Below are 26,338 nucleotides of genomic sequence, written 5' to 3' on the forward strand. Positions count from 1 at the left end.
CCGGCGAGCGATATCAGGGCCCAATCGGCCGCACCCTGGACACAAATCCTTGGGAGCACTGCAGCAGGATTTGCAGCATCCGCGATCTGCTTCACCCGACCAATTCCGGCCACGGCACGATGGTCGACTTCACCGTCTTCATCGCCATTGCGTCGGCAACCGCGCGGGCGACGCCGTCCTCGGTGAACGGATAGATCGTCTGCATGTCGAGCCAGGGATATTTGTTGCGCGTGCGGTAGAGCATGTCGACGCCGAGCGGCAGGTCGTTGCCGGTAAAGCCCCAGGAGCCGAGCACGTTGAGATCCTTGGTGCAGATGCGGTGCCACGAGGTGTTGATCGAGCCGGCATCGGTGAACTGCCCCATCTCGACATAGGTGCCGCCGTCGCGCAGCATCTCGATGCCCTCGGGGCCGGCGGTCGGATGGCCCGAGCAGTCCATGACGAGGTCGGCGCCGAAACCGCCGACGATGTCACGCACCGCCTCGATGCGCTGCTCCGGCGTCTTGAGCTGCTCGATATCGACGGTCGCCTCGGCGCCGAACTTGCGCGCCAGCGCAAGGCGCGGCGCCTCCGGCGCGCCGACGCAGATCACGCGCCCCGCGCCCATTTCCTGCGCGGCGGCGACCGCGAGGATACCGATCGGCCCCGAGCCCTGGATCACCACCGTGTCGCCCCAGCTGAAACCGCCGGCGCGGGTGGCGCGGTTGAAGGCGCGGATGCAGGAGGTCAGAGGCTCGGAGAGCGCGCCGAGCCGCAGCGACATGTCGTCGGGCAATTTGTAGATCTTGGTGCCGGGCAGCATGTCGAGATCGACATAGACATATTCAGCCCAGCCGCCCCACATGTGCGGCGCCTTGTCGAAACCGAGATAGCGGCCGTAATAGACCGGCGTCAGGCATTTGTTGGCGCTCTCGGGATAATGGATGCAGTAGTAGCAGCGGCCGCACGGCATCAAGGGCGGGATCATCACCTTCGATCCCACCTGCAGCGGCTTGCTCATGAAATCCTCGGTGAACTCCGCGCCGCATTCCACGATCACGCCGCCGAGCTCATGGCCGAGCGTGAACGGCCACGGCAACGGCTTCGGCCAATGTCCCTTCAGGATGTGCAGATCGGTTCCGCAAACGCCACAGGCACCCACCTTGATCAAGGCCGCCTTTTTGCCGATTTCCGGCCATGGCACTGTCCGGATTACCGGCTTGGCTCCAGGTCCATCATGCGTGCAGACGCGGATCTGCTCCATCGGTTCGCTCTCCCTGTCCTTGTCGTTGGGCCGGGTTCGGCCGAGCCGACTTTAAGTCAGGACGATTGGGATGTCATGAAGGCCTGTCATGAAGGTCTTGATGACAGACCTTGGCGGAACGAGGCGCTTCTCGTCCTGGCGGAGTATTTTCCGCAAGGAGGCATCGATTGTGAAAGCAGCCGAGGGCGAATTGGCTGGTAGCATTGCGGGGAATGACACCATGAATCCTGGTATCGAAGGTATCGTCGGCATGTACGTCAAGTTGGGCGAACTGGACACGCTGCAACGGATGAAGGAGCATCGACAGGGCTTGCTGGACCAATGCGTCGATACGGCGAATTTCAGCTTCGATGTGACGAGATCGATCTACAGGAGCGACCTCGAGGTGATCGAGGCCGGCATCGAGAGTCTGTATGGCGAGATCACCGGCCATGTCGACGTCGTCAACGAAAAAAGGATTTCCGGCTGGGCGCTGTACAACCAACACCCCGACAAGAGGGTCGCGATCGATATCTACTTCAACGGCAATCTCGTTGGCGAAGTCGTCGCCGATCAGTTCCGCAACGATCTTCTCAAGCTCAACAAGGGCGATGGACACCATGCCTTCGTCTTCGTGCCGCCAAGCGAATCCTATCAGCCGCCGCTGCAGATTGAGGTCCGCGCGGCGAAACGAAAGATGCTGAAAGCCGTGGCTGTTGAACCACCAGCGGTGGCAGTCGAACCGGAAACGGCTGTCGAACCGGAAATGGACGCCGAGGCCAAATAACCTCACCGCGCCGCTTCCGCACACCCCGTATCCGCCGGGCGCCGTCACCTAGGTGAATCCGCCGCAGACGCCAATATGGGCTGCGACATGACGGACGTGCGCGGCCGATTGACAGCGACGATCGCTTCACCGCAACCTGCGATGCAACCTCAGGTGACGGAATGAAGCCGCAACCCGGCTCGGAGCGAATCTTCGTGGACGCCAGCACCGATCCGCTGGACGGGCGCGTGCGATGGGCGCCGGCGAAGTCGCTGTGGCTTGGCAGCATGACCGCGGTCGCGATCATCCTCGGGCCGCTGCTGTTCACGTGGAGCGCGTTCGCATTATTCATCGTCACCAGCGCGATCACGCTGTGCTTCGGGCATTCGGTCGGCATGCACCGCCGCCTGATCCATGCGAGCTTCGACTGTCCGCTGTGGCTGGAGCGGCTCTGCGTCTATCTCGGCACGCTGGTCGGGATGGCCGGCCCCTACGGCATGGTGCGGCTGCACGATTTCCGCGACTGGGCGCAGCGCCAGACGGCGTGTCACGACTACTCCTGCCACCGCGCGGGTTTCTGGCGCGACGCGTGGTGGCAACTGCACTGCACGCTGGTGCCGAAACACCCGCCCGAATTCCGGCTCGAACGGCGGCTCGCCGATGACCCCTTCTACGCCTTCGTCGAGCGAACCTGGATGTGGCAGCAATTGCCCTGGGCGATCCTGTTCCTCGCGATCGGCTCGTGGAGCTGGCTGGTCTGGGGCATCTGCGTCCGCGTCGCCGTCTGCGTCACCGGTCACTGGCTGATCGGTCATTACTCGCATCGCAAGGGCGGACAGACCTGGATCATCGAAGGCGTCGCGGCCCAGGGCTACAATGTCGGCATCGCGGGCCTGATCAGCATGGGCGAAAGCTGGCACAACAATCACCACGCCTATCCCGGCTCCGCGAAGCTCGGGCTGCTGCCGGGTCAGATCGACCTCGGCTGGTGGTTGATCAAGGCATTCGAAGCCGCAGGACTCGCGAGCAACATCAAGACGCCGGACGATCTTGCGCCCCGCCCGGGCGCGCGCCGCGTCGACGAACCAGGCAACGCCGATACAGTCGCGCCGCGACATCGCGGCCGCGCATTGTTCCAGTAATCCGCAGCCGCGCATCTTCCGTTGCGGATCGAACGCCACGCAGCTATATACGCCGCGTCGGAAAAGGCAGACTTGGCTTGGTAAGCCCAAGTCCTTTCGAGAACGAAAGTCCTTTCGGAAACGAAGTCCTTTCGAAAGCGAAAGCTCTGGTCTCCTGCCTCGTGCATGAGATCCCCACGACGAACACCGGACGCCATCCAGGCGCCCAATGTTCGTCCGTGTGGTTCTCAACCCGACGAACCGCTCCGGTCGAACACCGACAAAGGAGCAGTTCATGCACGCCAGCCGCCCCCTTCCCCATGATGTCGTGATTTCCGGTGCCGGCCCCGTCGGCTTGATGCTCGCCTGCGAGCTGCGGCTCGCGGGGTGCTCGGTCCTGGTGCTGGAGCAGGCCGCCGACCCGCATTCGCCGCTGAAGCGGCTGCCCTTCGGCATGCGCGGCCTTTCGGCGCCCAGCATCGAGGCGTTCTATCGTCGCGGGATGCTGGATGACATCGCGGTGGCTCAGCGTGTGCAGGATGGCACGGCCAGTACGCCAAACGGCACACATTGGATGCAACATCCGCGCCGCCCGGCCGGCCATTTTGCCGGCATCCAGTTCTTTCACGATGATCTCGACACGTCGAAATGGCCGTTTCGTCTGCCGAGCCCGGCAGGCACCAGCATGGCGGTCGAGATGGAGGCGCTCGAATCCGCCCTCGCCGCGCGCGCAACCGCGATGGGGGTTGAGATCAGGCGCGACCTGAGTGTCGATGCGTTCGATCAGTCGGACGACGGCGTCACCGGTCGCGCCGGTGCCGAGACGTTCCATGCGCCCTGGCTGGTCGGCTGTGACGGCGGCCGCAGCATGGTGCGCAAGGCCGGCGGCTTTGAATTCGTCGGCACCGATCCCGAGTTCACCGGCTATTCGGTCGAGGTCGAGATATCAGATCCGGACAAGCTCCGTACCGGCCGTCACTACACGCCGACGGGCATGTATACCTACGCACGGCCCGGCACGATCGCGACGGTGGAGTTCGACGGCGGCGCCTTCCACCGAACCCGGCCGATCACGCGCGAGCATGTGCAGGCGGTGCTGCGCCGCGTCTCCGGCACGGACGTCACGTTGACGGCGCTCCGGCTTGCCACCACCTGGACCGATCGCACCTGTCAGGCGACGGATTACCGCAAGGGCCGCGTGCTGCTCGCGGGCGATGCCGCGCATATCCATTCTCCGCTCGGCGGCCAGGGGCTCAATCTCGGGCTGGGCGATGCGATGAACCTCGGCTGGAAGCTCGCGGCCACGATCCGCGGCGACGCACCGGTGGACCTGCTCGACAGCTACTCGCGTGAGCGGCATCCGGTGGGCGCGCAGGTGCTGGACTGGTCGCGCGCCCAAGTCGCGCTGATGCGGCCAAGCCGAAGTTCGCGCGCGCTCGAAGCCATCATCCGCGACCTGATCGCGACATCAGACGGCGCGACCTACTTTGCCGAGCGCGTGTGGGGCGTTACGCTGCGCTACGATCTTGGCAGCAACCATCCGCTGGCGGGCCGCAGCGCGCCCGACTTCGAGCTCGCCTGCGGGGCTAAGCTCGGCGAGCTGCTCAGGGATGGTCGCGGCCTGCTGCTGGACTTTGATCGGCGCGCGCCCCTGCAAACGCTTGCCGATCGCTGGCATGGGCGGATCGGCTATGTCGCATGCGAGGTCGGCGATCGGCTCGGCTTGAGGGCGGTGCTGGTGCGACCCGACGGGTTTGTGGCTTGGGCCACAGACATTGAGCCGGATCTGGAGGAAACTGCTCAAGCCGCATCGCGATGGTTCGGAGAACCTGACGCGGCACATGAATGAGCCTGACGTCCTCGGGTACGGTGCACGTGTTCGTCGCTCGTCTCTCTCGCTCCGTGTCCGAGTTCCCTTTCACAACCGTAACGCCCCGTTAACCCTATCAGCCTTAGGGTCGTCGGGGCTCCGAATGGACGGTGGCCGGGTTTGTCGTGATGTCGTTTGCACAGAAGAAAACTACCGTCGTCCCCGTAGCCGAGGAGCGGCGGCGCTTCCAGCGCGTCAAGGTGCACCTGCTCGGCCGCTACATGCTGCCCGACCGGCGCGAGTTTCCCTGCCAGATTATCAACATGTCGCCGGGCGGCCTAGCTTTGCTGGCGCCGGGCATCGGCAATGTCGGCGACCGTGTGATCGCCTATCTCGACCATATCGGCCGGGTCGAGGGACGCATCACCCGCATCATCGACAACGGCTTTGCGATGACGATCGGCGCCACCGCGCGCAAGCGCGACAAGCTCGCCGCACAGCTGACCTGGCTCGCCAACCGCGACATCCTCAATCTGCCCGAGGATCGCCGCCACGACCGTATCGTGCCGCGCAACCCGATCGCCCTGCTGACCCAGGAAGACGGCACGCGGATGACCTGCCGCATCATCGACCTTTCCTTGTCCGGTGCTGCGATTGCTGCCGAGAACCGCCCGCCGCTGAAATCGCTCGTGATGCTCGGGCGGGTACAGTCCCGCGTGGTGCGAAATCTCGAGGAAGGCTTCGCGCTCGAGTTCGTCCACGAGCAATCGGCGGAAACGCTCGAAGAGAGCGTTACCGCGAGGTAAAGCGAAAACCGCTCAAGACCCCTTTTTTGGCCCGCGAAGGCGGCCACCGGTGCACCGGTGGCCGCCTTCGGCGCGTTTGGCCCGGTGAAAATCGGCGGTTAACGGCCGCAGCGTTTGGCGCAACAAATCGCGCTGGCGCAGCGCGCGCGGCGTTAATGCATAAAATTTGAATCAATTGCAGTTGTTTCAAATTTTACACGAATTCGATTCAAGTACAGTTCGAATTCGCCGCAGGTTTTACCAGTATTCGCGTCAAATCTACTTTGCGTACTTAGCGGCGGCGCAAAAGCTTTGTGCGAAACGTGGTCCCAACAAGAAGAACGGGGGCCACGATGTTTGGGTTCAGGGGACAGGGGAAAGGTTTGGCGGTTGCCGCCATTCTGTTTGCGACGTGCGTGTCGGCCAAGGCCGGCGACGTGGTCTACGCCAGCCTGGGTGACGTTGCGCGTTCGCCGATCGGCTGGGTCGAATTCTGTGCCGACAATCCGGGCGAATGCCGCGGCGGCGCGACGCAACCACGCGACATCGTGTTGTCGCAGACCGCTTGGCGGGACCTCGTACGGGTCAACAAGTGGGTCAACGAATCCATCAAGCCGATGACCGACATGGATCATTGGGGCGTGATCGAGAAATGGTCGTTGCCATCCGACGGTTACGGCGACTGCGAGGACTACGTGCTCCTGAAGCGCAAGATGCTGATGGACGCCGGCTGGCCCCGCGAGGCGCTGTTGATCACGGTGGTCCGCGACAAGAAGGGCGAAGGCCACGCAGTGCTGACGGTGAAGACCGACAAGGGCGAGTTCGTGCTCGATAACCAGAACGAGAGCATCGTCGCCTGGACCGACACTGGCTACCGCTTCGTCAAGCGGCAGTCGCAGGGCGATCCCAATGTGTGGGTCTCGCTCGGTGACAACCGCCCGGCAGTTGCAACGGCAAGCTCGCGCTGAGCAGAACAGGAAATTTCGAGTTCGCGACCCGGTCACATCCCCACCCCTCCCCGTCCCAGACCGGTTCGCGCGCGGCCACCCTTCCCCCAAAGGGTGGCCGCACCTTTTTTGAGCGGCGTCGACCGACGCCTAGTGTGCTGAATGCGAAGTTCGTGCGATTTCGCGGCAGCCACTTTCACGAACTTCACATTTCATAAAGCACACTAGAATCATAAGTTTGCTATGTGTCCTTATCGAATCCGAAGTTCGCTCCGAAGGTGCGGCAAATGATGCGAACTTCGGATTCGGGACACTAGAAGAACCGCTCGAGAAACGCCGCGGTCTCGTCTGAGATGCCGACGATCTTGTTGGTGGCCTGGCGATAGAATTTGAAATTCAGCTCGGTCTCGGGCCGGCCGTCGCCGCGCGGGCGATCAGGCCGCTGCCGCCCTCGCTCGCGAACACGAACACGATGTCATCGGCCGCGATGTGCTTGCCGCCGTACATGGTCTTCTGCGCGGTGAAGGTGAACACCTTCGCCCGCGGATTTCGGATCTCGGTCTTGATCGCAAACGCCATCGCCTTCCTTCACCGGCTCGCTTTGCCATCCACGTCGGCGGCTTGACATCCTAGCATCGGCGATATTGAATTGAATTCAATTCAGCTTATGGGGCCACGATGGACGCGGCGAGCCTCGGGACACGGGAACGGCTGCTCTCGGCAGCGCAGGCCGAGCTCATCGAGGGCCATGGGCACCTCGAGATGCAGGCCGTCGCAAGGCGGGCGCAGGTCTCGGTCGGGCTCGCCTACCACCACTTCGGATCGAAGGCCGGCCTGATCGCCGCCGTGGTCGAAGGCTTCTATGAACAACTTGATGCGGCGGCGTTCGGCGGTGCCAAGCTGTCCGCCACGGACTGGGCGGACCGGGAAAAGGAGCGGATCGGCGCCTATGTCGCCTTTCACTATGACCACCCGTTTGCGCCCCTCGTGATCGGACCGCTCAGCCGCGCGCCCGAGGTGCTCGATGTCGAGACCGCCTTCACCGGCCGGCAGCTTGACGCCGGCGCCCGCATGATCGAAGCGGCCCAGCGCGACGGGATCGTGCCCGGCGGCATCGACCCTCACCTCACCATCGCGCTGATGATCGGCGGCATCCGCCAGGCGCTGATCGGCGCGCTCACGAGCGAAAGACGGCCGGATCCGGCAAGGCTGACCGGCGACATCTGGGCCTTCATGGCCGCCGCGCTGCGCTTACCCGCCAAACCCATGTCCGCGCGGCCAAGAGCCACGCGGCGCAGCCGCAGCTAAGCTTCAGCCAGAACCCGAACATCGGTGGCCATCTTGTTCAATCCGCACGATTTTCACGCACCGCAATCGTCCTACAGCAAGCCGGATCTGCTGCGCTCGAGCGAAGGCGGCTATTTCGGCCCGGGCAATGCGCAGCTGCCGGCACCGCCGATGCTGATGATGGACCGCATCACCGAGATCAGCCTGGACGGCGGCGCGTTCGGCAAGGGCCATGTCGCTAGCGAACTCGAGATTGCGCCAGACCATTGGTTCTTCGCCTGTCACTTTGCCGCCGACCCCGTGATGCCCGGATGCCTCGGCCTCGACGCCATGTGGCAGATCATCGGCTTCTGGCTCGGCTGGTCGGGCTCGCCCGGCAAGGGCCGCGCGCTCGGGGTCGGCGAGGTCAAGTTCAGGGGGCACATCACGCCGGATGTCAGGCTGGTGCGCTATGAGGTCGACATACGCCAGGCCAGGCGCGGCCGGCTGGTGCTGGGCATCGCCGACGGCCGGGTGCTCGCAGACGGCGCTTGCGTCTATCTGGCAAAGGACATGCGGGTCGGCCTGATCGCGCCCAGAGGCTGAATTCGGGGAGGTTGAGTTCGGGTCGGCCAGAGGCCGATCGTGCCTCGAGCAGGCCGGGCAGCACGGTCGAAAACTAACATATGATACAAATTTCGCTGCTGCCGCAGTGGTCTACACACCCCCCGGTTTTGCCCGCGCCGGGGTTTGTGCTATTTCGGACCTTTCAATTGATGTCCGGTTGTTGGTCGCATGGTCGAACTTGCCCCCCGGAATTCACAAGCCAGCAGCCTGATTGGCGTGCAGCCGATTGCGATCGGCGCCGTGGCGCTGGTGCTCGTGCTGTTCGGGATCGGCTCGATCGCGCTGTGGCGCGCCTACACCGGCAACGTGCCGGAGACCGACCGCATGGTCGCCGCGCGGCAGTTGCAGGCGCGGACCGCGCAGGTCTCCGAGGCCCTGGTGGAAAAGACCAAGGGCATGGAGGCGACCCAGCAGGAATCCATCGACCAGCTGCAGGAGGTGCAGGACCAGCTGCAGACCATGCGCAAGCAGCTCGCCTTGCAGGCGGCCGATGCGAAGAGGCTCTCCGACCAGGTCGCCGCGCTGACCGAACAGGTCGAGGGTTTGCGCCAGTCGCTGGCGAGTGCGCAGGCCAACGAGCCGGCCGCCGAGCCCGCGCCGCGCAAGCGCTCGAAGGCCACCCGTAGCGCCAACCGGAAGCGCCACAGGTCGCGCGGTTGACGCCCCCGCAGACCCCGCTCACCCAGGTGACCAGCCATAAAAATGCGCCAAATCCCGAGCAAGATCATCAATTAACGGGAACTTTCGCGCTCGAGGGCTGCCGGCGGCGGCCGATCATGAGTGCCCGTTACCGTGAATTAATCCTGACTTTGTGAACTGGTTCACATATCGGCCTTCGAATCCGAGTCATCTTCGAATGACCGGATGGCGTGAGCCGATTTCAATATCCGGGGCTGGCAAGGTCGTTGACGGTATACTACGTCGACGGCCTTGTTTTTTGGGGTCCTTGAATCCCGCTCGGGACCGCCCACCAGGAAAGCTCCGGCTCGAGATCCCGAAGGCGGCCCTCGCCGCGCGAAAGACGCAGATCGCCTGAAGAAACACGGCGTGCTCGGCTGACGACTCTGTATGCGCAGCATCACCGCGGCCAAAGCCGCGACGAACGGAATTGCCGCCCTATTCGGTGCGATCGCGCAAGACGCGACCACCTCGCAGTCGCAGCCGCGCAAGCTTCGGCTCGAGCTCGCGCAGCATGTAGATCAGCGCAACGGCAAGGCTCGCAACAACCACCATGAGCAGCAATGTCAGGTCAGGAATGGTCAGCATCTTGGATGTCCTCTGGGCCCGGCTTCAATCGCGGCCGGGCCATCTGTTTTCGCGGCGCGCTCACGCACGGACTGCTGCAAGGCGGTGCAAGCTGCATACCAGTGTCCCGAATCCGAAGTTCGCATCATTTGCCGGACCTTCGGAGCGAACTTCGGATTCGATAAGGACACTAGCAAACTTATGATTCTAGTGTGCTTTATGAATGCGAAGTTCGTGAAAGTGGCTGCCGCGAAATCGCACGAACTTCGCATTCAGCACACTAGTGCGCGACAGACAACGCGGCGGCCGGGCATCGAAACGCCGGCCGCGCCGATCATTGCAAGACCATCAGCATGGCGAGCGAATGGACCGCCCATGCATGAGCGAATGGCTCAATTGCAAACCTGCACCGGCCGAACGCGCCAGCCATACGGTGTCATCACGCCGCGGCGCACGACGTAACAACCGCCGTAACCGTAGCCGTAGCCGTCGTCATAGCCGTAGCCGGCGTAGTATGGATTGCCGTAGTAGCCGTCATAGTAATCGTAGGCGCCATAGCCCACCCCGAAGCCGACCGCTGCCGCCGCGAGCGGATAGCCCCAGCCACCCCAGCCGCGTCGATAGTAGCCGCCGTTCCAGCCGCCACCACGCCAGCCTCCGCCGTGCCAGCCGCGGCCGGCCCAACCGCCGCCGCCGATCGCAGCCGACCGGAAGCCACCGCCTCCGCCCATCGCCCGGAATGCAGCGCCGCCGCCGTGGAAGCCGCCAAATCCGCCACCGCCGCGGAAGCCGCCGCCACCATGAAAGCCGCCACCACCGAAGCCACCGCGTGCCGACGCAGCATCGACGGTGAACAGACCGACCGAGGCCGTCGCCAGCAAGGCAATCATCGTTTTACGCAACATTACCCGTTACTCCTCTTTTCAAAGGCTTTGTTTTCAAGCCTCCTCCGCCGCGTCCTGCGTATGCTAGCTCAATCTAGGACCGCGGCTTCTACCGCGCGCCTATGTCGCGCTCACATCTGCGCGACCCGCGTTCATCAAAGCACGGCCTTCAGAAGTTAACAGCCGCGGCAGATGCCTTTCGTACGGCGCTCGACTTTTTCGTTCTCGTCGGCGATGGCCTTGTCGACGCTCTCGGTCGTCGATGCCGATCCGGTGGTAACGCCTCTGCCGGTATTGGGGCCGCCGGAGGATTGCGCGGTCCCGGCGCTGTTGGTCCCGGCCGGCGGCGACGTGGCTTGCGGCGATGTCGGGCTGGCTGACGAAGGGCTGCCGGTCCCGGCGCCGCTCCCGGTACCTTGGGCGACGGTAACCGCGGGCGTCAGCACAATCGCGATTGTCGCGAGCGCGGTGGTGACAGATAATTTGCGCATGGCAATTCTCCCTTGCGGACGTCAACGAGTCCGCAAAACGCCGGTTCCCGCAGGCGTTGGAGCAATACAGTTTGGGAGCAATGCAATTTGCGCAAGCTGATCGAGTTTGACGACGACACTTTCGACAAGCTGAAGCAACTCGGGCGCGCGACCGGATGGCGACCTTGCAGGAGCTCGCCGACGAAGCTTTCGCCGACCTGCTCAAGAAGCACGGCATTCCGATCGACCTGAAGGATGCGCTGCGCAAGAGCGCAAGACTTCAGGAAGCAACAAGACTTCAACAGGCAACGAGACCGCAAGGCGCAGCGAAGCCTCGCCCCGCCGCACCGAACGCCGCGCGCAAGCGCGGCCGCAAGCGCTGAAGCTTCAGCCGATCTTCTTCAGTCCCGTTTTGTATTGCGGGCCCCTGATGGCGTAGGACTTCGCCGGCCGCGACAGCGCTTCGGCCTGCGCAGCGTCAAGCGTACGCACCACACGCGCGGGCGCACCGACGATCAGGGAATTTTCCGGAAACTCCTTGCCCTCGGTGATGACGGAGCCGGCACCGACCACGCTGCCGCGCCGGATCCGCGCGCCGTTCATCACGATCGATCCCATCCCGATCAGCACGCCGTCTTCCAGCGTGCAGCCGTGCACGATCGCATTGTGGCCGATGGTGACGTTGTTGCCGATGCTGAGGGGAAAGCCGGGATCGACGTGCAGGGTGGAATTGTCCTGGACGTTGGAGCCCTCGCCGATCTCGATCCACTCATTGTCGCCGCGCAGCACGGCGCCGAACCAGACGCTCGCGGCGGACTTGAGGCGGACCTTGCCGATCACCACGGCATTGTCGGCGATGAAATAGCTGCCGTCGGCGGGAAGATCGGGCGCCTGCCCGTCGAGTTCGTAGATCGCCATTGAGGTCTCCCTGGAGCGTTTTCGAGCGAAGTGGACACCGGTTCGCGTGAAGAAAACGCGTCGAAACGAAAATCCAGAGCTTCGGTTTCTGATTCAATCAGAACCGAAGCCCTGATCGCAGGAGACCTTGGCACGACGGCCGACATGGTTTCAAGCAAGCGCGACCGTGATCGGCCGCGGATCATGATCGGATCAGGCCAGCACGCCCGCAGCGCGCAGCGTCATCACGAAGAAGGTGCCCGACATCAGGCTCCAGAAGCCGGAGATGACGGTTGCCATCATCACGAATTCGAAGCGGCGGCGCTCGATGCGCGCCCCGCGCAGCGTGTTGCGCATGATGATGAACGGTGCGGCGAAGACGAGGAACGGGACCGCGGCGAAGGTCTTCGGCGCCGCGCCCTCCTGCAGCAGACCGAAACCGGCCGGGCGCTCCGCCATCGCGTGGTAACCGTTGGCCAGCGCGCCCGCGAGCGCGAAACCGATCAAGAGCGAGAACAGGGAATTCAAGGTATCGGGCGACATCGGAACTTCCGCTACGCAACAGGCCACCCGCCCTGCTTCGCAGAATTGGCAGCCTGCCGCCACATCATCCTTAAGGAAAGGTTAACCGGACACATCAGGCGCGGCGTTTGCGCATGGCCATTCGGTCCCGGATTCCATTGGAATCGTACGGAAATTCCCCGCTACGTGGCATATTCGGCAGATGATTCGGCCACTCCCGACCTGATCTCAGCCTCGCTCATGACGCTTCTCTCGACCGCCCAACATCTCGCCCGCGACACCCGCCGCAACCCGCGCGCGCATCTCGTTCCGATCATCGCCTCGGCGGTGATCGCGGCGGGCGCGGTCGCGCTTGTCGCCTATCTGCTGTGGCCGACCTACACGACCATCCCGCCGAGCGATCCGTCGCGGCTGCCGGTGAGCGTCGGCGGCACGCTGTTCAACGTGCCGACGATGGCGGTGCGCATGAAGATCCAGCGCCACTCCGGGCCGCAGGAGCGCGTCGATTTGAGCTTCCTCTATCCGTCGCTGGACGCGCCCGCCGCGCCGAAGCACTACAGCGCCGATACGGTCGATGACAAGGTGCAGCCGATCGACAGGATCTTCGTATCGATCGCGGCGCACCACGATTCACTCGCGCCGGACATGCGCCTGCGCACGATCTATCCGCGCTATCTCGACGAGCGCGCAAACATGGATGACGGCCTGACGGCGCGCGCGTTCCGCGACGGCACGCCCTATGGCGGCGAGGACCTGTTCACCGCGAGCGAGCCGCAGCTGACCGCGCGCTGCACGCGCGACACCTCGACGCCCGGCATGTGCCTGAGTGAGCGGCGCATCGACGGCGCCGACCTGATCTTTCGCTTTCCGCGCAGCTGGCTCGCGCAGTGGCGCGACATCGCCACCGCGATGAACCGTCTCTCCGCGCAGATGCACAGCGCGAAGGGATGACACTGTCATTGCAAGCGGAGCGACGTGTCCGCGAAGGATGGTCGCTCCAGCGCAAGATCGCTCTGCAATTTTGTCGCGAGTTCGTCGTAACGACGTGTGAAGGCGAGGCTGTTCCGCCTTACTCGGCCAGATCCTCTTCCAGGATCGCCATCTGGAACTGGAACGAGCGATCATCGTCCTCGTCGTCGACGAACAGCACGCCGATGAACTCCTCGCCGATATAGACCTCGGCCGAGTCGTCCTTCTTGGGCCGCGGCACCACGCGGATCTTGGGATTGCTGAACACGCGTTTGAGATACGCGTCGAGCTTCCTGACTTCCTGAACGTCCACGGCCGTCTCCAATCGGGTCGATGATTTTCGGGGGAGTTTTAGGACGAGACGGCAAAGATCGCCAGAGCCTTTTCAGGCTTTGGCGACGTGATGTTGCGCACACGACTCTTGCTTGGGCGCTTTTTCGCCGCGATCAGAAAGCGAGTGAAATCAAAGCCCGATCGCGCCGAGCATCTGGTCCATGGTGCGCGACGGCTCGGCACAGCCGGCCTCGCCGACGATTTTCGCCGGCACGCCCGCGACCGTGACGTTGTGCGGTACCGGCTTGACCACGACCGAGCCGGCCGCGATGCGCGCGCAATGACCGATCTCGATATTGCCGAGGATCTTGGCGCCGGCGCCGATCAGCACGCCGTGGCGGATCTTCGGATGGCGATCCTCGTTCTCCTTGCCGGTGCCGCCGAGCGTGACGCCATGCAGGATCGAGACATCGTCCTCGATGACCGCCGTCTCGCCGCAGACGAAACCGGTGGCATGATCGAGGAAGATGCCGCGGCCGATCCTGGCGGCCGGGTTGATGTCGGTCTGGAACACGGCCGAGGAGCGGCTCTGCAGGTAGAAGGCAAAATCCTTGCGGCCCTTCTGATAGAGCCAGTGCGCGAGACGGTGGGTCTGCAGCGCGTGAAAGCCCTTGAAGTAGAGCAAGGGATCGATGAAGCGCGAGGTCGCCGGATCGCGGTCATAGACGGCGACGAGATCGGCGCGGAACGCGTTGCCGATATCGGGCTCGTCGCGCAGTGCCTCGCCATAGGTCTGGCGGATCAAATCGCCCGACAGCGCGGCGTGATCGAGCCGCTCGGCAATGCGATGGACCACCGAATCTTCCAGCCGCTCATGATGCAGCACGGTCGCATAGATGAAGGATGCGAGTTCCGGCTCGCGCCGCAGGATGTCCTCCGCCTCGCCGCGGATTCGATCCCAGATCGGATCGAGCGCCGCAAGCTTGCCTCCCTGCGGATTGACCTGATGAACTGCCATAGCTGCTCTCGCAATTCGGTTGTTCTGATGTGCGTTATAGCACGATGGACCCAGCGCGTCCCGGGATGGCTCAGTACGGTAAACCCCAGCCGAACACCCCCGGGCCGGCGTCTAGGGCAATTGGTCGGGATTTTGCCGAAATCAAGCCGTGCTTCTGCAACTATTGGCGGATTTCGTCCCCCGTGTGGTTTTGGGCATGGTCGGCCCCAATAAAAGGGGGAAAATCATCAATACGCGGAGTTTAGGTGCCCGCCTGACCGATGCACGGTCGGTCTGGATCGCGACCATTGCCATCCCCCTCCTGCTGCTCGCCCCTGCCTTCTGGAACGGCTATCCGCTGCTCCAATGGGATACCGGCGGCTATCTGGCGCGCTGGTATGAGGGCTACCTGGTGCCGAGCCGGTCCACGGTATTCGGCATCTACCTCCATGTCGGCGAGACATCGGATTTCTGGCTCAACCTCGGCATCCAGACCCTGGCGACGCTGTGGATCCTGCAACTGACGCTGCGCGTGCTCGGCCTCGCCCGGCCGGTCCGGCTGATCGCGATCAGCCTCGCGCTGATCGCAACCACCGCCCTGCCCTGGCTGGCCAGCATGCTGCTGACCGACATCTTCGCCGGCCTTTCGGTGCTCGCGCTCTTCATCCTGATCCTGCACGGCGAACGGATCTCGACGCTGGAGAAGGCGGTGCTGTTCGGGTTCATCGCGTTTTCGGCCGCCACGCACAGCGCGACGCTGGCGGTGCTGCTCGGCCTGTGCTGCGTCGGCTGGATGCTGCGTCCATGGCTCGGGCAGCGCATCCCGTTCGCGGGCCTCGTGCAAGGCAGCCTGACCACCGTCGCCGGCGCGGCGATGCTGCTGGCGGGGAACTTTGCGCTGTCCGGACAGCTGGCCTGGACGCCCGGCGGCTATGGCGTCGCCTTCGGCCGCATGCTGCAGGATGGCATCGTCGCGCAATACCTGCACGATCATTGCGCGACGGAGAAGCTGAAGCTCTGCCCCTATCGCAACGAGTTGCCGCCGACCGCGGACGACTTCCTGTGGGGCCACAGCATGTTCAACACGCTCGGCCGCTTCAAGGGACTGAATGACGAGATGGGCACCATCGTGCTGCGCTCGCTGGCCGAATATCCGGAATGGCAGGCAAAGGCGGCGCTAACGGCAACCGCCGACCAGCTCATGCATGTCGCGACAGGCGAAGGCGCTAATGGCTGGATCCCGCATACCTACGGCATCATCGAGCGCTACATTCCCAAACAGGTCAGGCCGATGCGCGCGGCGCGGCAGCAACGCTGGCACCTCGACTTCACCGCGATCAACCGCATCCACGTGCCGGTCGCGCTGGGCTCGATGCTCCTGGTCGTCATCCTGTTCGGCCGAGGACTGTGGCAGCGGCGGCTCGACGATCTGACGTTGCTGGCGGGCACAGTCACTCTCGCCCTGCTCGGCAATGCCTTTGTCTGCGGCGTGATCTCGGGACCGCACGACCGCTACGGCGCGCGCATGGTGTGGGTCGCGACCTTCGTGGTGCTGATCGCGGCCGCGCGCGCCTTCGCCAGGGATGAAGCCGACGATCTATTTTCGCCGCGACAGGAAGTCGGTGACCCCGGTCTTGTAGACCTTGTCGCCGACCGCCCGCATGTGATCGCGGTTCGGAATGTCGAGCACCTCCGAACCCGGAATGATCCGGCCGAGCGCTGACGCCGAGCCCGCAATCTCGTCCTTGCTGCCGACCGCGATCAGAACCGGCACGCGGATGCCGGCCGCCTCCTCGCGCGTCATCAGGCGGCGCGAGCCGCGCAGGCAGGCGGCGAGCGCGCGGCGGTCGGAGCGGGTCTGATCGGCAAAGGCGCGGAAGGTACGGCCGACCGGGTCGGTGACATCGTCGAGCGACGGCGCCTCCAGCGCCAGCGCGACCGCCTCGCCGGGGCCGCCGCCCTCGATCAGTCCGATGCCGATCCCGCCAAGGATCGCCGAGCGCACCCGATCGGAATTCTCTCGCGCCAGGATCGCGGTCATCCGCGAGCCCAGCGAATAGCCCATGATGTCGGCGCGCGCGATTCCGAGATGGTCCATCAGCGCAATCACGTCGCCGGCCATGGTCGCGATCTCGTACTGCGCGGCATCGTAGAGCTTGGCGGATTCGCCGTGGCCACGATTATCGAGCGCGATCACCCGACGGCCGGCCTTGACGAGATCGGACACCCAGGTCGGGTAGATCCAGTTGACGTTCTTGCTCGAGGCAAAGCCGTGCACCAGCACGATCGGTTCGCCCGCGCCTTCGTCGATAAAGGCAATTTCAACATCGCCGTGATGGAAACTCGGCATCATCCATTCCGTTTGTTCTTGGGATTTGCGATTGGCGATCGACAGGCGACCGCAAGCCTAACCCTGGGCGGGCATACTCGCCAAGGTAGCCTGAGCGGCCATCTGCTGCTTCAGGCGCAGCACCTTGCTTCGTCTGAGCCACCCGGCGGTGGCCCGTTCGGTGGTGGCCTTGATCGACGACAGGAAGCCGAACAGCGCCAGCAGCGCGCCGAACAGCCACATGGTGAGATTGAATGCGCCGGCCGCCAGCAGCAGCGCGCCGCGGCCGAGCAGCTTCAGGATCGCGCGGGTCTGGCCGCCCTTGACCTCGGCTATCCGCGCCGCCCGCGCGATCTCCCTCGGATTCTCGGCGACCTTCAGCGTATCCCGCGCAGCGCGAACCCCGGCCGCCTCGCCGATGCGCCCGACGTCCTTGGCGACGCGCACCAGCGCGCCGGCCTTCTCGGCGCGGAAGGCCGCGCGGATCGCGGTTGCGGTTTGCACCGGCCGCAGCACCGAGCCGGATGCGACCGCCTCGCGCAGCGCCGGCTGGTCGACCACCTCGCGGGTCGAACGCCCGGCCCATTCGATCATCCCCTCGCTCAGCCGTCCGGCCTTGCGCGTATCCTTGACCAGCGTCAGCCCGGCGCGCAGCGGCCCGGCGCCGCCGACCGACACATAGGTGGCCGCGGTCACCGCGAGCCCGGCGGCCGCGAGGCCGAGCACCAGCTGGTCGGTGTCCTCGCCCATCACGAGGTGCTTGCCCTCGCGCACGACGTCCCGGACATCACCGAATACGAACAGGTCGCCGGCGACCGTGCCGGACAGGCTTGCGACATCGTCGGCATTGCCGGTCACCAGGCCGGTGGCGAAGCCCTTGGCGTAATGCATGCTGGATGATTGCTCGGCGCGCGCGTCATCGACGCGCTTGGTGAGATCGTCACTAAGTGCGATGCTCTTCTCGCCGGCGAGTTCGACAAAGCTGGCCGCAAGGTCGGCATCGCCGGAAGCCAGTGCCGCCTCGATATTGTCCGCGATCAACGCCGGGTTGTTGCGCAGCACGGAATTGAGCCTGATGTCGGCGAGCGCAGCGGGATCGTCCCGCGCCGCCAGCACGGTGCCGGCATCACGGGCGTGCGGCCAAATAGCCGCGCCCACGGCAGCACTTGCTGCCACGCCGACCACCGCCAAGCTGACGCGCACCCGATTCATCCCGATAAAACCTCTAGTTTTATTCGCCTTGGAGATAGTGTGCCGTTTTTGCGACACAACGGCTCCGACCAAAGGAGGGCTTCTCTGGGACGACAAGATTGTGTCGAATTTGCATGAGCAAATGAGCCATCGGGGCTCTAGGAATCAACTGTTCCCGCCAGTATGGTGCGCGGCATTTCGCGATGCCGCATGCTGTTGATTGCGTCTGCCCATCGTTGCCATCAAGGTGAGAATATGTCCGACCACGTCGTCCCGCACTTCCATAACGATGCCGGTGTCTCGGTGATCGAAATCGGATCGCAGGAGTTCATGTGCGTCGGCGCCAACCCGCCGTTCGACCATCCGCACGTGTTCCTCGACCTCGGCAATGACAACGAGATTATCTGCCCGTACTGCTCGACGCTTTATCGCTTCGCATCCGACCTCGCGGCCGGCGAAGCGCGACCGCCGGAATGCGTGCTGAAAGACAAGGTCGCCTGACCGCTCCGTGGCGCTGACGCGAACCGTCATCGTTGCAGGCGCCGGGATCGGAGGACTGACGGCGTCGCTGACACTGGCGGCACAGGGCTTTCGCGTCGTCGTGCTGGAGAAGGCCGAACGGCTCGAGGAAGCCGGCGCCGGCATCCAGCTCTCTCCCAATGCCAGCCGCATCCTGGTCGAGCTCGGGCTCAAGGAACCGCTTGCGCGGCGCGCGGTCACGCCTGAATCCGTCAACATCCTGAGCGCGCGGGCCGGTGGCGAGATCGCACGGATGCCGCTTGGCCAAGCCGCCGAGTTCCGCGCCGGCGCACCCTATTGGGTGATCCACCGCGCCGATTTGCAGGCGGCGCTGCAGGCCGCCGCGAGCGACCATCCCGATATCGATCTGCGGCTCGGCTGCCAGTTCGAGGATGTGACCAAGCATGCGCGAGGCCTCACCGTCGTGCAACGCCGCGGCAATTCACGGCAGGAGGAATTGGCCGTCGCGCTGATCGGCGCCGACGGCATCTGGTCGTCGGTGCGCGGGCATTTGTTTCCGGATGTACAGCCGCAATTCTCCGGCCTGATCGCCTGGCGCGGCACGCTGGACGCCACCGCCCTGCCGCGTGAATACACCGCACCGCGCGTGCAGCTCTGGATGGGACCGGACGCACATCTCGTCGCCTATCCCATCTCGGCCGGACGCCAGATCAACGTGGTCGCGATCGTATCGGGCACCTGGAACCGGCCGGGCTGGAGCGAGCCCGGCGACATCAACGAGATCAAGGCTGCATTCGCCACCGCGCGCTGGCCCGCGACGGCGCGGATGCTGATCGGCGCGGTCGACGGCTGGCGCAAATGGGCGCTGTTCACCCTGCCCGACATCGGCCGCTGGAGCGAAGGCGCGGTGACGCTGCTCGGCGATGCCGCGCATGCGATGCTGCCGTTCGCCGCGCAAGGCGCCGGCATGGCGATCGAGGATGCGGCCGTGCTCGCCAAGGCCTTGAGCGACGGCACCGGGGAAAACACCGCGGGCATTCCCGCGGCGTTGACGCGCTACGCACGGGTGCGGCGCGGGCGCGTGCTGAAAGTGCAGCGCCTGGCGCGACAGCAGGGCCGCATCTATCATTTGCGCGGGCCGGCGGCGATCGCGCGCGATCTGGCGATCCGCGCCATCGGTCCGGAGCGCATGCTGGCGCGGCAGGACTGGATCTACGACTGGCGAGCCTGAGCTCGGCCAATCACGACCGACCCGTCTGGAAACGCAAGCTTAGTGGACGAGGCCTCGCGGTGCGCGCGGGCCCTTCGCCGCCGGCGTGGAAGCCGCGGGGGCCGCGGCCGCAGGCGTGTCCGGCGTGCTTTCATGGCACCTGCCTTTGCGCCAGGCCTCATCCGCCAGCTTCTGCTGGGAGTGGATCGAGATCAGCTCGTTGCGATAGACCATCTCGGAGACGACAGTACCGCCGACGCCGGTCTCCGCCTTGGCCATCAATTTTTCCTGATCCGCCGCGCGGGTCTTGAGATTGCTGCGCTCGTTCTCGAGCTGCTTGCAATCATAAAGCTCGTACTTGGCGGGATCGGCGAATGCCGACGGCACGGTGTCGCCGATCTGCGCGCAGCCGGAAACGCCCGCAGCCGAGGCGAGCAGCGCGATGACGGCCGCCGCGCGCGACAGCTTCAGGCGGCGTGGGAAACGAACAGACATTCAGCTTTCTTAACCGGACAGTGTTGAGATTGCCTAAAGCAGCCACCGGTGTCCGGATTGAGGCTCAATCGCGGCGGCGCGCTGCTTATCCCAATGCTCGGCCGCCGAGGCAAATGGAATTGCGGGCCGCCGCTTAAGCCTTTGAAAGCTCACCTGTTAGCACCGGATAATGACAATTCCACTCCGCGCCCAAACGCGCTAGAAATCGGCGCGCCTGGCGCAACGCGGACGTGGCGGAACTGGTAGACGCAAGGGACTTAAAATCCCTCGATGGCAACGTCGTGTGGGTTCGAGTCCCACCGCCCGCACCAACCTTCGCATGCCACACGCACCCGAGCGGGCCAGCGTCGTGTTTCCCGGCTGTGGCGCAGTTCACACGCCGCGATCGCTGATTGTCGTAGTCTTACCCGCATTGGAAATTCCGGCCGCGGATTTTCGCGGCTGTTGCATTTCGAAATCAATTTTGGTCGGAGATCGGCGATGGAGATTGCAAAGAGCAATCGGATTGCCAGCGAAACGGCGCGCGATCATGGTGCCCTTACTCTCGAGCATGGCGACGATGCGGCTCATTGCAGCAACGGGCTCAATGCCCAGAATTTCCGCAACGCTGCGCCCGACGACCGCGCGATCTACCGGCGATGGATCCGCGGCGCGATCATGGTGTACGGACTGCTCACGTTTGCCGCTGGAGCGGCGGTCTGGATGAGCGGAACCGGCACCAGACAGACACAGCTCACGAGCTTGTCGAGCCCGAGCAGCATAACACCAGGCCACGGCGATTAGCGGTCGCCGGTTCGGAACCCGTGCACTGCGTATTCGTTGTCATGCCGCAATTGGAGCATGACGATGCCGAACGACGATCCATCCGCGCAGCGCGCAACCGACCAACCCGATCAGCGCAAGGAGTGCCCCTCCCCGCCGCAGCACGCACCACAAGGCGGACCACCGCTCAGCGACGGACTGGAGCAGCTCCGCGACAGCCACACCTGACAAGCGATAGCGCGAAAAGAAAAATGGCCGGGACAAGTCCCGGCCATTTGTTTTGCGTCAAGCCGCAAGCTTACTCGGACTTGTCGATATTCCAGAAGATCGGCGTTGCCGGGCCGTCGAGCACACCGGTCAGCGACTTCCGCCATGCGCTCGGAATGGTGTACTGGCCGAGCGGAACGTAGATCACCTGATCGTAGGCCTCGGTCTGGATTTCCGCGGCGATCTTCTTCTTTTCCTCAGCCGAGCCGGCGCGCGCGAACTTGTCACGCAACTCCTCGATCTTCGCGTCTTCGGCCCAGCCGAACCAGCCGCCATTCTTGCCGCGACCGGTGATCGACGCGTTGACGATCGGGTCGGAGACGTCGGCCGCGACCCAGTTGGTGAAGAACATGTTCCAGCCGCCTTCCTTCGGCGGCTTCTGGCTGGCGCGGCGGGTCACCACGGTCTGCCAGTCGGTGGCCTGCAGGTCGACCTTGAAGCCGGCCTCGCGCAACTGCTGCGCAGCCACGACCGGTTGGGCTTTCAACGTCGTGACGTCGCCCGGCGCCATGATCACCACGGGGGTGCCGTCATAGCCGGATGCGGCAAGCGCCTTCTTGGCTTCCGCCAGGCCGTTGCCCTTCACCAGCGTTTCGGCCCCGACGTCGGTCTCGAGCGGCGTGCCGCAGACGAAGAAGGCGCCGCAGATCCTCTGGTACTTGGCGTTGCCGACCAGCGCGTCGAGCACGTCCTTCTGGTTCATCGCCAGGAACGCAGCCCGGCGCACCTTCGGATTGTCGAACGGCGGATAGAGGAAGTTCATGCGTCCGAGGGTCTGGAAGCCGAACTTGTTCAGGACGTCGATCTTGAGATCCGGATTGGCTTCGAGCACCGGTAGCATGTCGAACGGAAGGTTCTCCATGAAATCGATGTCGCCGGATTGCAACGCGTTCACCGCGGTCTGCGCATCGGCCATCGTGACCCACTCGACACGGTCGACCTTGACCACCTTGCCGCCCGCGGTCCAACTCGCAGGCTCCTTGCGCGGCACGTAGTCCTTGTTCTTCTCATAGACCGCCTTCACGCCCGGCTGGAATTCCGCCTGCACGAATTTGAACGGTCCGGAGCCGATCTGTTCCGGGATCGGCTTGTCCGGCGGCGTCTCGGCCAGACGCTTCGGCATCATGAACGGCACGCGCGATGACGGCTTGCCGATCGATTCCAGCACGAGGCCGTAGGGTTCCTTCAGCTTCAGCGTGATGGTCTTGGCGTCGGTCGCCTCCAGGCTCGCGACGAAGTCCATCAGCTTCTGGCCCATGCCGTCGACCTTGCCCCAACGCTGCAGCGAGGCGACGCAGTCTTCCGCGGTGACCGGCGCGCCGTCGTGCCACTTCAGACCGTCGCGCAGCGTGAACGTGTAGGTCAGCTTGTCGTCGGAAACCTTCCAGTCCGCCATCTGCGGCTGGATCTTGAAATTGGAATCCGTCGCCAGCAGCGTGTCATAGATCATGTAGCCATGATCGCGGGTGATGTAGGCCGTGGTCATGATCGGATCGATGACGCGCAGATCCGAGTGCATCACCGCGGTGATGGTCTTGCCCGCGGCCATCGCCTGCGGCGCGAATGACAATTCCTGCGGCGCGAACGACAGCGCGAGCGCCGTCAACGCGGCCGCTAGCGTGCGGTGTTTCCAACGCGAGATAGGGAACATGCAATCTCTCCTGACGTGTAACTGGTCAAAGCCGGCTTATTCGTTATGCATGTGGTTCGTTATTTAGGCGAACTAACATGCTGTATGGCTTGTGAAATTGAGACTTGCACCAAGCGCCAAGCGCGTCAATCGGTTTCAGGTCGCATCGGACGTACACAAACGAATGAGGCCGCGCGCCAGATTTTGGCTTTACAAAATCGTCGGCTGAGATTTTCGTAACGCGCGCGCGATGCCGGCGCCGTCAGAACAACAAGAGAGAACAACGATGAACCCCGCCAATCTCCCCTTTGATTCCGAAACGATGCTGCAGGGCCTGCGCAGCTGGGTGGAATGCGAAAGCCCGACCTGGGACGCCGCCGCGGTCGAACGCATGCTCGATCTCGCCGCCCGCGAGATGGCGATCATGGGTGCGACGATCGAGCGCATCGCCGGACGCCAGGGCTTCGCGGGCTGCGTCCGCGCCCGTTTCCCCCATCCGAAACAAGGCCAGCCCGGCATCCTGATCGCCGGCCATCTGGACACCGTTCACCCCGTCGGCACGATCGAAAAGCTGAAGTGGCGGCGCGAAGGCAACAAGTGCTTCGGGCCGGGCATCTTCGACATGAAGGGCGGCAACTACCTGTCGATCGAGGCGATCAGGCAATTGGCGCGCGCCTCCTTCACGACTCCGCTGCCGATCACCGTGCTGTTCACCCCCGACGAAGAGGTCGGCACGCCGTCGACGCGCGACATCATCGAGGCGGAAGCCGCGCGCAACAAATATGTGCTGGTGCCGGAGCCCGGCCGTCCGAACAACGGCGTCGTCACCGGCCGTTATGCGATCGCGCGCTTCAACCTGGAAGCCACCGGCAAGCCCAGCCATGCCGGCGCAACGCTGTCTTCCGGTCGCTCCGCGATCCGCGAGATGGCGCGGCAGATCATCGCCATCGACGGCATGACCACCGAGGACTGCACCTTCTCGGTCGGCATCGTGCATGGCGGCCAGTGGGTCAATTGCGTCGCGACGACCTGTACCGGCGAAGCGCTCAGCATGGCCAAGCGCCAGGCCGATCTCGACCGTGGCGTCGAGCGCATGCTGGCACTGTCGGGCACCGCCAACGACGTGACGTTCAAGGTGACGCGCGGCGTCACCCGCCCGGTGTGGGAGCCCGATGCGGGCACCATGGCGCTCTATGAAAAGGCAAAAGGCCTTGCTGCAGCGATGGGTCTCGATCTGCCGCACGGCAGCGCCGGCGGCGGCTCGGACGGCAACTTCACCGGCGCGATGGGCATCCCCACGCTCGACGGCCTCGGCGTTCGCGGCGCCGATGCACATACGCTCAACGAGCACATCGAGGTCGACAGCCTCGCCGAACGCGGCCGCCTGATGGCGGCACTGCTGGCGACGCTGGACTGACATCGATTTGCACTGCACAACACGTTGGCACTGCCGGATCGAAATTTAGCCTTGTCCATTTTTAAGGCTTCGCCTACGGTCCGGCCGTCCAACGCGACGATGCGGGAGAGATCGAACCGACAACAATCGTGTTGTTGGCTTCGGCGCCGACGGAGCAACCGCCCCGGAAACTCTCAGGCAAAAGGACTGTATCGTCAGGACGATCTGGAGAGAGACGAACATGGCCGCACATCAAGGGCCATGACGTCCACCGAAGGGGATAGTTCGCTTCTGGCCACAGCCCGATGCGGATCAAGCTCTCAGGTACCGTGACAGATGGGGCGCCGATGCCGGTTTCACCGGCGGTTCGGCGACTCTAACCCACGGGAGCCTGACAACTATCATGCCACACATCGCGATCATCGGCGCCGGCATCACCGGCGTAACGACGGCCTATGCCCTGCTTGAACGCGGCTACAAGGTGACTGTCCTCGACAGGCATCGCTACGCCGCGATGGAAACCTCGTTCGCCAATGGCGGACAACTCTCCGCCAGCAACGCCGAGGTGTGGAACAGCGCCGCGACCATCCTCAAGGGGCTGCGCTGGATGCTGAGAAGCGACGCGCCGCTGCTGATGAACCCGAAGCCGAGCTGGCACAAATATTCCTGGATCGGCGAGTTCGTAGGCCACATCACGCGCTATCGCGGCAACACCATCGAGACCACGAAGCTCGCCATCGAAGCGCGCAAGCATCTGTTCTCGATCGCAGAGCGCGAAAACATTGCCTTCGATCTCGAACGCCGCGGCATCCTGCACGTCTATCACGACAGGGCCGGCTTCGAAGCCGGCCTCAAGGTCAACGCGCTGCTGCAGCAAGGCGGGCTCGACCGCCGGCCGGTGACCCCGGACGAGATCCGCGTCATCGAACCCGCGCTGCAGACAACCTGCTATGGCGGCTTCTTCACGCCGTCGGACGCGACCGGCGATATTCACAAATTCACGCGTGGGCTTGCCGACGCCTGCATCCGCCGTGGCGCGAGCTTCGTCCATGAAGCCGACGTCGACACGATCGCACACGGCGATGACGGCTTCCGCATCGGCTGGAACGAAGCTGCTTCACATGATGCTGCGGTCGCGACGCGCCAGCAGCTGCAGGCGGACGGGATCGTGATTTGCGCCGGCGTGGCGAGCCGCCACTTCGCCAGCCTGCTCAACGACCGCGTCAATGTCTATCCGGTGAAGGGCTATTCGATCACGGTGCAGCTCGATGCGCCGCAAAGCCGGAATGCGGCCCCAACCGTCAGCCTGCTCGATGAAGCTGCGAAGATCGTCACCAGCCGGCTCGGCGCCGACCGCTTCCGCGTCGCCGGCACCGCCGAGTTCAACGGCTTCAACCGCGACATTCGCGCCGATCGCATTCAACCGCTGGTGGACTGGGTGCGGCATCATTTCCCGGAGATCGACACGTCGAAAGTCGTGCCATGGGCGGGCTTGCGCCCGATGATGCCGAACATGATGCCGGTGGTTCGCGCCGGACGGATTCCGGGCGTGTTCTACAATACGGGCCACGGTCATCTTGGCTGGACACTGTCGGCGGCGACGGCGCAGATGGTGGCCCAGGCGATCGACGATTGGCGCGACCTCGACACGCCGCCGATGGCGCCGACGTTCGGTGCCGGGCTCGACGTGCCCGCCGACGCGCGCAAAGCTGAAATCAATCCACCTTCCAGTGGACTGCTTCAAACTTCACCGGAGGAATAATCGCGGCCAACAGGA

At 64.2% G+C, this 26,338-nt stretch carries 28 protein-coding genes, 1 tRNA gene, 2 pseudogenes and 2 riboswitches; of the genes and pseudogenes, 18 read left to right on the forward strand and 13 right to left on the reverse strand.

Translation table 11 applies throughout. The features are described 5' to 3' along the window. Nucleotides 1-91: 91 nt before the first annotated feature. Nucleotides 92-1,243, reverse strand: a complete 1,152-nt coding sequence (locus ACVMB1_RS17545; RefSeq protein ID WP_076830128.1) for a zinc-binding dehydrogenase — start codon at nt 1,241-1,243, stop codon at nt 92-94. A gap of 88 nt (nt 1,244-1,331) precedes the next feature. Here ACVMB1_RS17545 and ACVMB1_RS17550 point away from each other — a divergent pair, with 88 nt between their 5' ends. The 5 genes from ACVMB1_RS17550 to ACVMB1_RS17570 all read left to right on the forward strand — a co-directional run bounded on the left by ACVMB1_RS17550 (nt 1,332) and on the right by ACVMB1_RS17570 (nt 6,672). Next, nucleotides 1,332-2,009, forward strand: a complete 678-nt coding sequence (locus ACVMB1_RS17550) for a hypothetical protein (RefSeq protein WP_143271051.1) — start codon at nt 1,332-1,334, stop codon at nt 2,007-2,009. Nucleotides 2,010-2,170: 161 nt separating this feature from the next. Then, a complete protein-coding gene (locus ACVMB1_RS17555) occupies nt 2,171-3,130 on the forward strand; it encodes an acyl-CoA desaturase (RefSeq protein WP_076830134.1) in 960 nt (319 codons plus the stop codon). A 274-nt stretch (nt 3,131-3,404) separates the two neighbouring features. Beyond that, nucleotides 3,405-4,958 carry an FAD-dependent monooxygenase gene (locus ACVMB1_RS17560; RefSeq protein WP_076830241.1) on the forward strand — a complete coding sequence of 518 codons (1,554 nt, stop codon included), beginning with the start codon at nt 3,405-3,407 and terminating at the stop codon, nt 4,956-4,958. A gap of 149 nt (nt 4,959-5,107) precedes the next feature. Beyond that, a complete protein-coding gene (locus ACVMB1_RS17565; RefSeq protein WP_028342942.1) occupies nt 5,108-5,725 on the forward strand; it encodes a PilZ domain-containing protein in 618 nt (205 codons plus the stop codon). Nucleotides 5,726-6,057: 332 nt separating this feature from the next. After that, on the forward strand, nt 6,058-6,672 hold the full coding sequence (locus tag ACVMB1_RS17570) for a transglutaminase-like cysteine peptidase (RefSeq protein WP_026192955.1): 615 nt from the start codon (nt 6,058-6,060) through the stop codon (nt 6,670-6,672). Between the two features lie 375 nt (nt 6,673-7,047). On the opposite strand, the gene ACVMB1_RS17575 is transcribed toward ACVMB1_RS17570, so the two are convergent. Beyond that, nucleotides 7,048-7,230: a hypothetical protein gene (locus ACVMB1_RS17575; protein WP_244558903.1), complete on the reverse strand. Its 183-nt coding sequence runs from the start codon at nt 7,228-7,230 to the stop codon at nt 7,048-7,050. Nucleotides 7,231-7,329: 99 nt separating this feature from the next. On the opposite strand from ACVMB1_RS17575, the gene ACVMB1_RS17580 reads away from it, so the two are divergent. The 3 genes from ACVMB1_RS17580 to ACVMB1_RS17590 all read left to right on the forward strand — a co-directional run bounded on the left by ACVMB1_RS17580 (nt 7,330) and on the right by ACVMB1_RS17590 (nt 9,204). After that, nucleotides 7,330-7,959 (forward strand): TetR/AcrR family transcriptional regulator, encoded by a 630-nt coding sequence (locus ACVMB1_RS17580; RefSeq protein ID WP_076830137.1) that lies wholly within the window; start codon nt 7,330-7,332, stop codon nt 7,957-7,959. Nucleotides 7,960-7,992: 33 nt separating this feature from the next. Further along, complete coding sequence (fabA, locus tag ACVMB1_RS17585; RefSeq protein WP_076830245.1) at nt 7,993-8,523, forward strand: bifunctional 3-hydroxydecanoyl-ACP dehydratase/trans-2-decenoyl-ACP isomerase; 531 nt, start codon at nt 7,993-7,995, stop codon at nt 8,521-8,523. A 189-nt stretch (nt 8,524-8,712) separates the two neighbouring features. Beyond that, complete coding sequence (locus ACVMB1_RS17590) at nt 8,713-9,204, forward strand: hypothetical protein (protein ID WP_076830140.1); 492 nt, start codon at nt 8,713-8,715, stop codon at nt 9,202-9,204. A gap of 456 nt (nt 9,205-9,660) precedes the next feature. On the opposite strand, the gene ACVMB1_RS17595 is transcribed toward ACVMB1_RS17590, so the two are convergent. The 3 genes from ACVMB1_RS17595 to ACVMB1_RS17605 all read right to left on the reverse strand — a co-directional run bounded on the left by ACVMB1_RS17595 (nt 9,661) and on the right by ACVMB1_RS17605 (nt 11,164). Then, complete coding sequence (locus ACVMB1_RS17595) at nt 9,661-9,810, reverse strand: hypothetical protein (protein ID WP_156436402.1); 150 nt, start codon at nt 9,808-9,810, stop codon at nt 9,661-9,663. Between the two features lie 371 nt (nt 9,811-10,181). Continuing rightward, nucleotides 10,182-10,694, reverse strand: coding sequence for a hypothetical protein (locus ACVMB1_RS17600; RefSeq protein ID WP_253623743.1), 513 nt, complete (start codon nt 10,692-10,694; stop codon nt 10,182-10,184). A 155-nt stretch (nt 10,695-10,849) separates the two neighbouring features. Next, complete coding sequence (locus tag ACVMB1_RS17605; protein WP_076830147.1) at nt 10,850-11,164, reverse strand: hypothetical protein; 315 nt, start codon at nt 11,162-11,164, stop codon at nt 10,850-10,852. Between the two features lie 87 nt (nt 11,165-11,251). On the opposite strand from ACVMB1_RS17605, the pseudogene ACVMB1_RS17610 reads away from it, so the two are divergent. Further along, nucleotides 11,252-11,526: pseudogene (locus ACVMB1_RS17610) on the forward strand (hypothetical protein). Between the two features lie 4 nt (nt 11,527-11,530). Here the strand turns inward: ACVMB1_RS17610 and ACVMB1_RS17615 are convergent. Together ACVMB1_RS17615 and ACVMB1_RS17620 are read right to left on the reverse strand one after the other, a co-directional pair. Next, a complete protein-coding gene (locus tag ACVMB1_RS17615) occupies nt 11,531-12,061 on the reverse strand; it encodes a gamma carbonic anhydrase family protein (RefSeq protein ID WP_076830150.1) in 531 nt (176 codons plus the stop codon). A gap of 192 nt (nt 12,062-12,253) precedes the next feature. Further along, entirely contained in the window at nt 12,254-12,583 is a 330-nt protein-coding gene (locus ACVMB1_RS17620) for a DUF6949 family protein (RefSeq protein WP_076830152.1), read from the reverse strand. 219 nt (nt 12,584-12,802) lie between these two features. Between ACVMB1_RS17620 and ACVMB1_RS17625 the strand changes: the two genes are divergently transcribed. Then, the gene (locus ACVMB1_RS17625; RefSeq protein WP_076830248.1) at nt 12,803-13,513 is read left to right on the forward strand and encodes a hypothetical protein; all 711 of its coding nucleotides are present in this window, start codon (nt 12,803-12,805) and stop codon (nt 13,511-13,513) included. Nucleotides 13,514-13,631: 118 nt separating this feature from the next. Here the strand turns inward: ACVMB1_RS17625 and ACVMB1_RS17630 are convergent, their stop codons facing one another. Next, a complete protein-coding gene (locus tag ACVMB1_RS17630) occupies nt 13,632-13,844 on the reverse strand; it encodes a DUF3126 family protein (protein ID WP_021077729.1) in 213 nt (70 codons plus the stop codon). A gap of 150 nt (nt 13,845-13,994) precedes the next feature. Continuing rightward, on the reverse strand, nt 13,995-14,822 hold the full coding sequence (gene cysE, locus ACVMB1_RS17635) for a serine O-acetyltransferase (protein WP_076830155.1): 828 nt from the start codon (nt 14,820-14,822) through the stop codon (nt 13,995-13,997). A gap of 196 nt (nt 14,823-15,018) precedes the next feature. Here cysE and ACVMB1_RS17640 point away from each other — a divergent pair. Beyond that, nucleotides 15,019-16,395 (forward strand): annotated as a pseudogene (locus ACVMB1_RS17640) (hypothetical protein); the annotation flags it as partial. 3 nt (nt 16,396-16,398) lie between these two features. Here ACVMB1_RS17640 and ACVMB1_RS17645 read toward each other — a convergent pair. Further along, nucleotides 16,399-17,151 (reverse strand): alpha/beta fold hydrolase, encoded by a 753-nt coding sequence (locus ACVMB1_RS17645; protein WP_076830251.1) that lies wholly within the window; start codon nt 17,149-17,151, stop codon nt 16,399-16,401. Nucleotides 17,152-17,208: 57 nt separating this feature from the next. Beyond that, nucleotides 17,209-18,342: a hypothetical protein gene (locus tag ACVMB1_RS17650; RefSeq protein ID WP_076830158.1), complete on the reverse strand. Its 1,134-nt coding sequence runs from the start codon at nt 18,340-18,342 to the stop codon at nt 17,209-17,211. A gap of 234 nt (nt 18,343-18,576) precedes the next feature. Between ACVMB1_RS17650 and ACVMB1_RS17655 the strand changes: the two genes are divergently transcribed. Together ACVMB1_RS17655 and ACVMB1_RS17660 are read left to right on the forward strand one after the other, a co-directional pair. Further along, a complete protein-coding gene (locus ACVMB1_RS17655; protein ID WP_018272338.1) occupies nt 18,577-18,822 on the forward strand; it encodes a zinc-finger domain-containing protein in 246 nt (81 codons plus the stop codon). A gap of 7 nt (nt 18,823-18,829) precedes the next feature. Continuing rightward, complete coding sequence (locus ACVMB1_RS17660) at nt 18,830-20,032, forward strand: FAD-dependent monooxygenase (RefSeq protein WP_076830160.1); 1,203 nt, start codon at nt 18,830-18,832, stop codon at nt 20,030-20,032. 39 nt (nt 20,033-20,071) lie between these two features. Here ACVMB1_RS17660 and ACVMB1_RS17665 read toward each other — a convergent pair whose 3' ends face one another. Beyond that, complete coding sequence (locus ACVMB1_RS17665) at nt 20,072-20,506, reverse strand: hypothetical protein (protein WP_057019078.1); 435 nt, start codon at nt 20,504-20,506, stop codon at nt 20,072-20,074. 224 nt (nt 20,507-20,730) lie between these two features. Between ACVMB1_RS17665 and ACVMB1_RS17670 the strand changes: the two genes are divergently transcribed. From ACVMB1_RS17670 to ACVMB1_RS17680, 3 genes are all read left to right on the forward strand, one after another. Then, a tRNA-Leu gene (locus ACVMB1_RS17670) sits at nt 20,731-20,817 on the forward strand. Nucleotides 20,818-20,986: 169 nt separating this feature from the next. Then, a complete protein-coding gene (locus ACVMB1_RS17675; RefSeq protein ID WP_076830163.1) occupies nt 20,987-21,289 on the forward strand; it encodes a hypothetical protein in 303 nt (100 codons plus the stop codon). Nucleotides 21,290-21,352: 63 nt separating this feature from the next. After that, nucleotides 21,353-21,496, forward strand: a complete 144-nt coding sequence (locus ACVMB1_RS17680) for a hypothetical protein (RefSeq protein WP_253641282.1) — start codon at nt 21,353-21,355, stop codon at nt 21,494-21,496. Between the two features lie 70 nt (nt 21,497-21,566). Here the strand turns inward: ACVMB1_RS17680 and ACVMB1_RS17685 are convergent, their stop codons facing one another. Then, nucleotides 21,567-23,186: an ABC transporter substrate-binding protein gene (locus ACVMB1_RS17685; protein ID WP_026192960.1), complete on the reverse strand. Its 1,620-nt coding sequence runs from the start codon at nt 23,184-23,186 to the stop codon at nt 21,567-21,569. A gap of 265 nt (nt 23,187-23,451) precedes the next feature. Here ACVMB1_RS17685 and ACVMB1_RS17690 point away from each other — a divergent pair, with 265 nt between their 5' ends. Then, nucleotides 23,452-24,582: a M20/M25/M40 family metallo-hydrolase gene (locus ACVMB1_RS17690; RefSeq protein ID WP_026192961.1), complete on the forward strand. Its 1,131-nt coding sequence runs from the start codon at nt 23,452-23,454 to the stop codon at nt 24,580-24,582. A 92-nt stretch (nt 24,583-24,674) separates the two neighbouring features. Continuing rightward, nucleotides 24,675-24,781, forward strand: a riboswitch (glycine riboswitch). Nucleotides 24,782-24,784: 3 nt separating this feature from the next. Beyond that, nucleotides 24,785-24,899: riboswitch (glycine riboswitch) on the forward strand. 65 nt (nt 24,900-24,964) lie between these two features. Then, nucleotides 24,965-26,323 carry a D-amino acid dehydrogenase gene (locus tag ACVMB1_RS17695; RefSeq protein ID WP_076830165.1) on the forward strand — a complete coding sequence of 453 codons (1,359 nt, stop codon included), beginning with the start codon at nt 24,965-24,967 and terminating at the stop codon, nt 26,321-26,323. Nucleotides 26,324-26,338: the final 15 nt, after the last annotated feature.

The sequence above is a fragment of the Bradyrhizobium sp. USDA 4504 genome (assembly GCF_054063995.1).

Coding starts and splice junctions, on each gene's coding strand:
- ACVMB1_RS17545 (WP_076830128.1), bottom strand. CDS start 1,243: ATGGAGCAGATCCGCGTCTGCACGCATGATGGACCTGGAGCCAAGCCG.
- ACVMB1_RS17550 (WP_143271051.1), top strand. CDS start 1,332: ATGAAGGTCTTGATGACAGACCTTGGCGGAACGAGGCGCTTCTCGTCC.
- ACVMB1_RS17555 (WP_076830134.1), top strand. CDS start 2,171: ATGAAGCCGCAACCCGGCTCGGAGCGAATCTTCGTGGACGCCAGCACC.
- ACVMB1_RS17560 (WP_076830241.1), top strand. CDS start 3,405: ATGCACGCCAGCCGCCCCCTTCCCCATGATGTCGTGATTTCCGGTGCC.
- ACVMB1_RS17565 (WP_028342942.1), top strand. CDS start 5,108: ATGTCGTTTGCACAGAAGAAAACTACCGTCGTCCCCGTAGCCGAGGAG.
- ACVMB1_RS17570 (WP_026192955.1), top strand. CDS start 6,058: ATGTTTGGGTTCAGGGGACAGGGGAAAGGTTTGGCGGTTGCCGCCATT.
- ACVMB1_RS17575 (WP_244558903.1), bottom strand. CDS start 7,230: ATGGCGTTTGCGATCAAGACCGAGATCCGAAATCCGCGGGCGAAGGTG.
- ACVMB1_RS17580 (WP_076830137.1), top strand. CDS start 7,330: ATGGACGCGGCGAGCCTCGGGACACGGGAACGGCTGCTCTCGGCAGCG.
- ACVMB1_RS17590 (WP_076830140.1), top strand. CDS start 8,713: ATGGTCGAACTTGCCCCCCGGAATTCACAAGCCAGCAGCCTGATTGGC.
- ACVMB1_RS17595 (WP_156436402.1), bottom strand. CDS start 9,810: ATGCTGACCATTCCTGACCTGACATTGCTGCTCATGGTGGTTGTTGCG.
- ACVMB1_RS17600 (WP_253623743.1), bottom strand. CDS start 10,694: ATGTTGCGTAAAACGATGATTGCCTTGCTGGCGACGGCCTCGGTCGGT.
- ACVMB1_RS17605 (WP_076830147.1), bottom strand. CDS start 11,164: ATGCGCAAATTATCTGTCACCACCGCGCTCGCGACAATCGCGATTGTG.
- ACVMB1_RS17615 (WP_076830150.1), bottom strand. CDS start 12,061: ATGGCGATCTACGAACTCGACGGGCAGGCGCCCGATCTTCCCGCCGAC.
- ACVMB1_RS17620 (WP_076830152.1), bottom strand. CDS start 12,583: ATGTCGCCCGATACCTTGAATTCCCTGTTCTCGCTCTTGATCGGTTTC.
- ACVMB1_RS17625 (WP_076830248.1), top strand. CDS start 12,803: ATGACGCTTCTCTCGACCGCCCAACATCTCGCCCGCGACACCCGCCGC.
- cysE (WP_076830155.1), bottom strand. CDS start 14,822: ATGGCAGTTCATCAGGTCAATCCGCAGGGAGGCAAGCTTGCGGCGCTC.
- ACVMB1_RS17645 (WP_076830251.1), bottom strand. CDS start 17,151: ATGCCGAGTTTCCATCACGGCGATGTTGAAATTGCCTTTATCGACGAA.
- ACVMB1_RS17650 (WP_076830158.1), bottom strand. CDS start 18,342: ATGAATCGGGTGCGCGTCAGCTTGGCGGTGGTCGGCGTGGCAGCAAGT.
- ACVMB1_RS17655 (WP_018272338.1), top strand. CDS start 18,577: ATGTCCGACCACGTCGTCCCGCACTTCCATAACGATGCCGGTGTCTCG.
- ACVMB1_RS17665 (WP_057019078.1), bottom strand. CDS start 20,506: ATGTCTGTTCGTTTCCCACGCCGCCTGAAGCTGTCGCGCGCGGCGGCC.
- ACVMB1_RS17675 (WP_076830163.1), top strand. CDS start 20,987: ATGGAGATTGCAAAGAGCAATCGGATTGCCAGCGAAACGGCGCGCGAT.
- ACVMB1_RS17680 (WP_253641282.1), top strand. CDS start 21,353: ATGCCGAACGACGATCCATCCGCGCAGCGCGCAACCGACCAACCCGAT.
- ACVMB1_RS17685 (WP_026192960.1), bottom strand. CDS start 23,186: ATGTTCCCTATCTCGCGTTGGAAACACCGCACGCTAGCGGCCGCGTTG.
- ACVMB1_RS17690 (WP_026192961.1), top strand. CDS start 23,452: ATGAACCCCGCCAATCTCCCCTTTGATTCCGAAACGATGCTGCAGGGC.
- ACVMB1_RS17695 (WP_076830165.1), top strand. CDS start 24,965: ATGCCACACATCGCGATCATCGGCGCCGGCATCACCGGCGTAACGACG.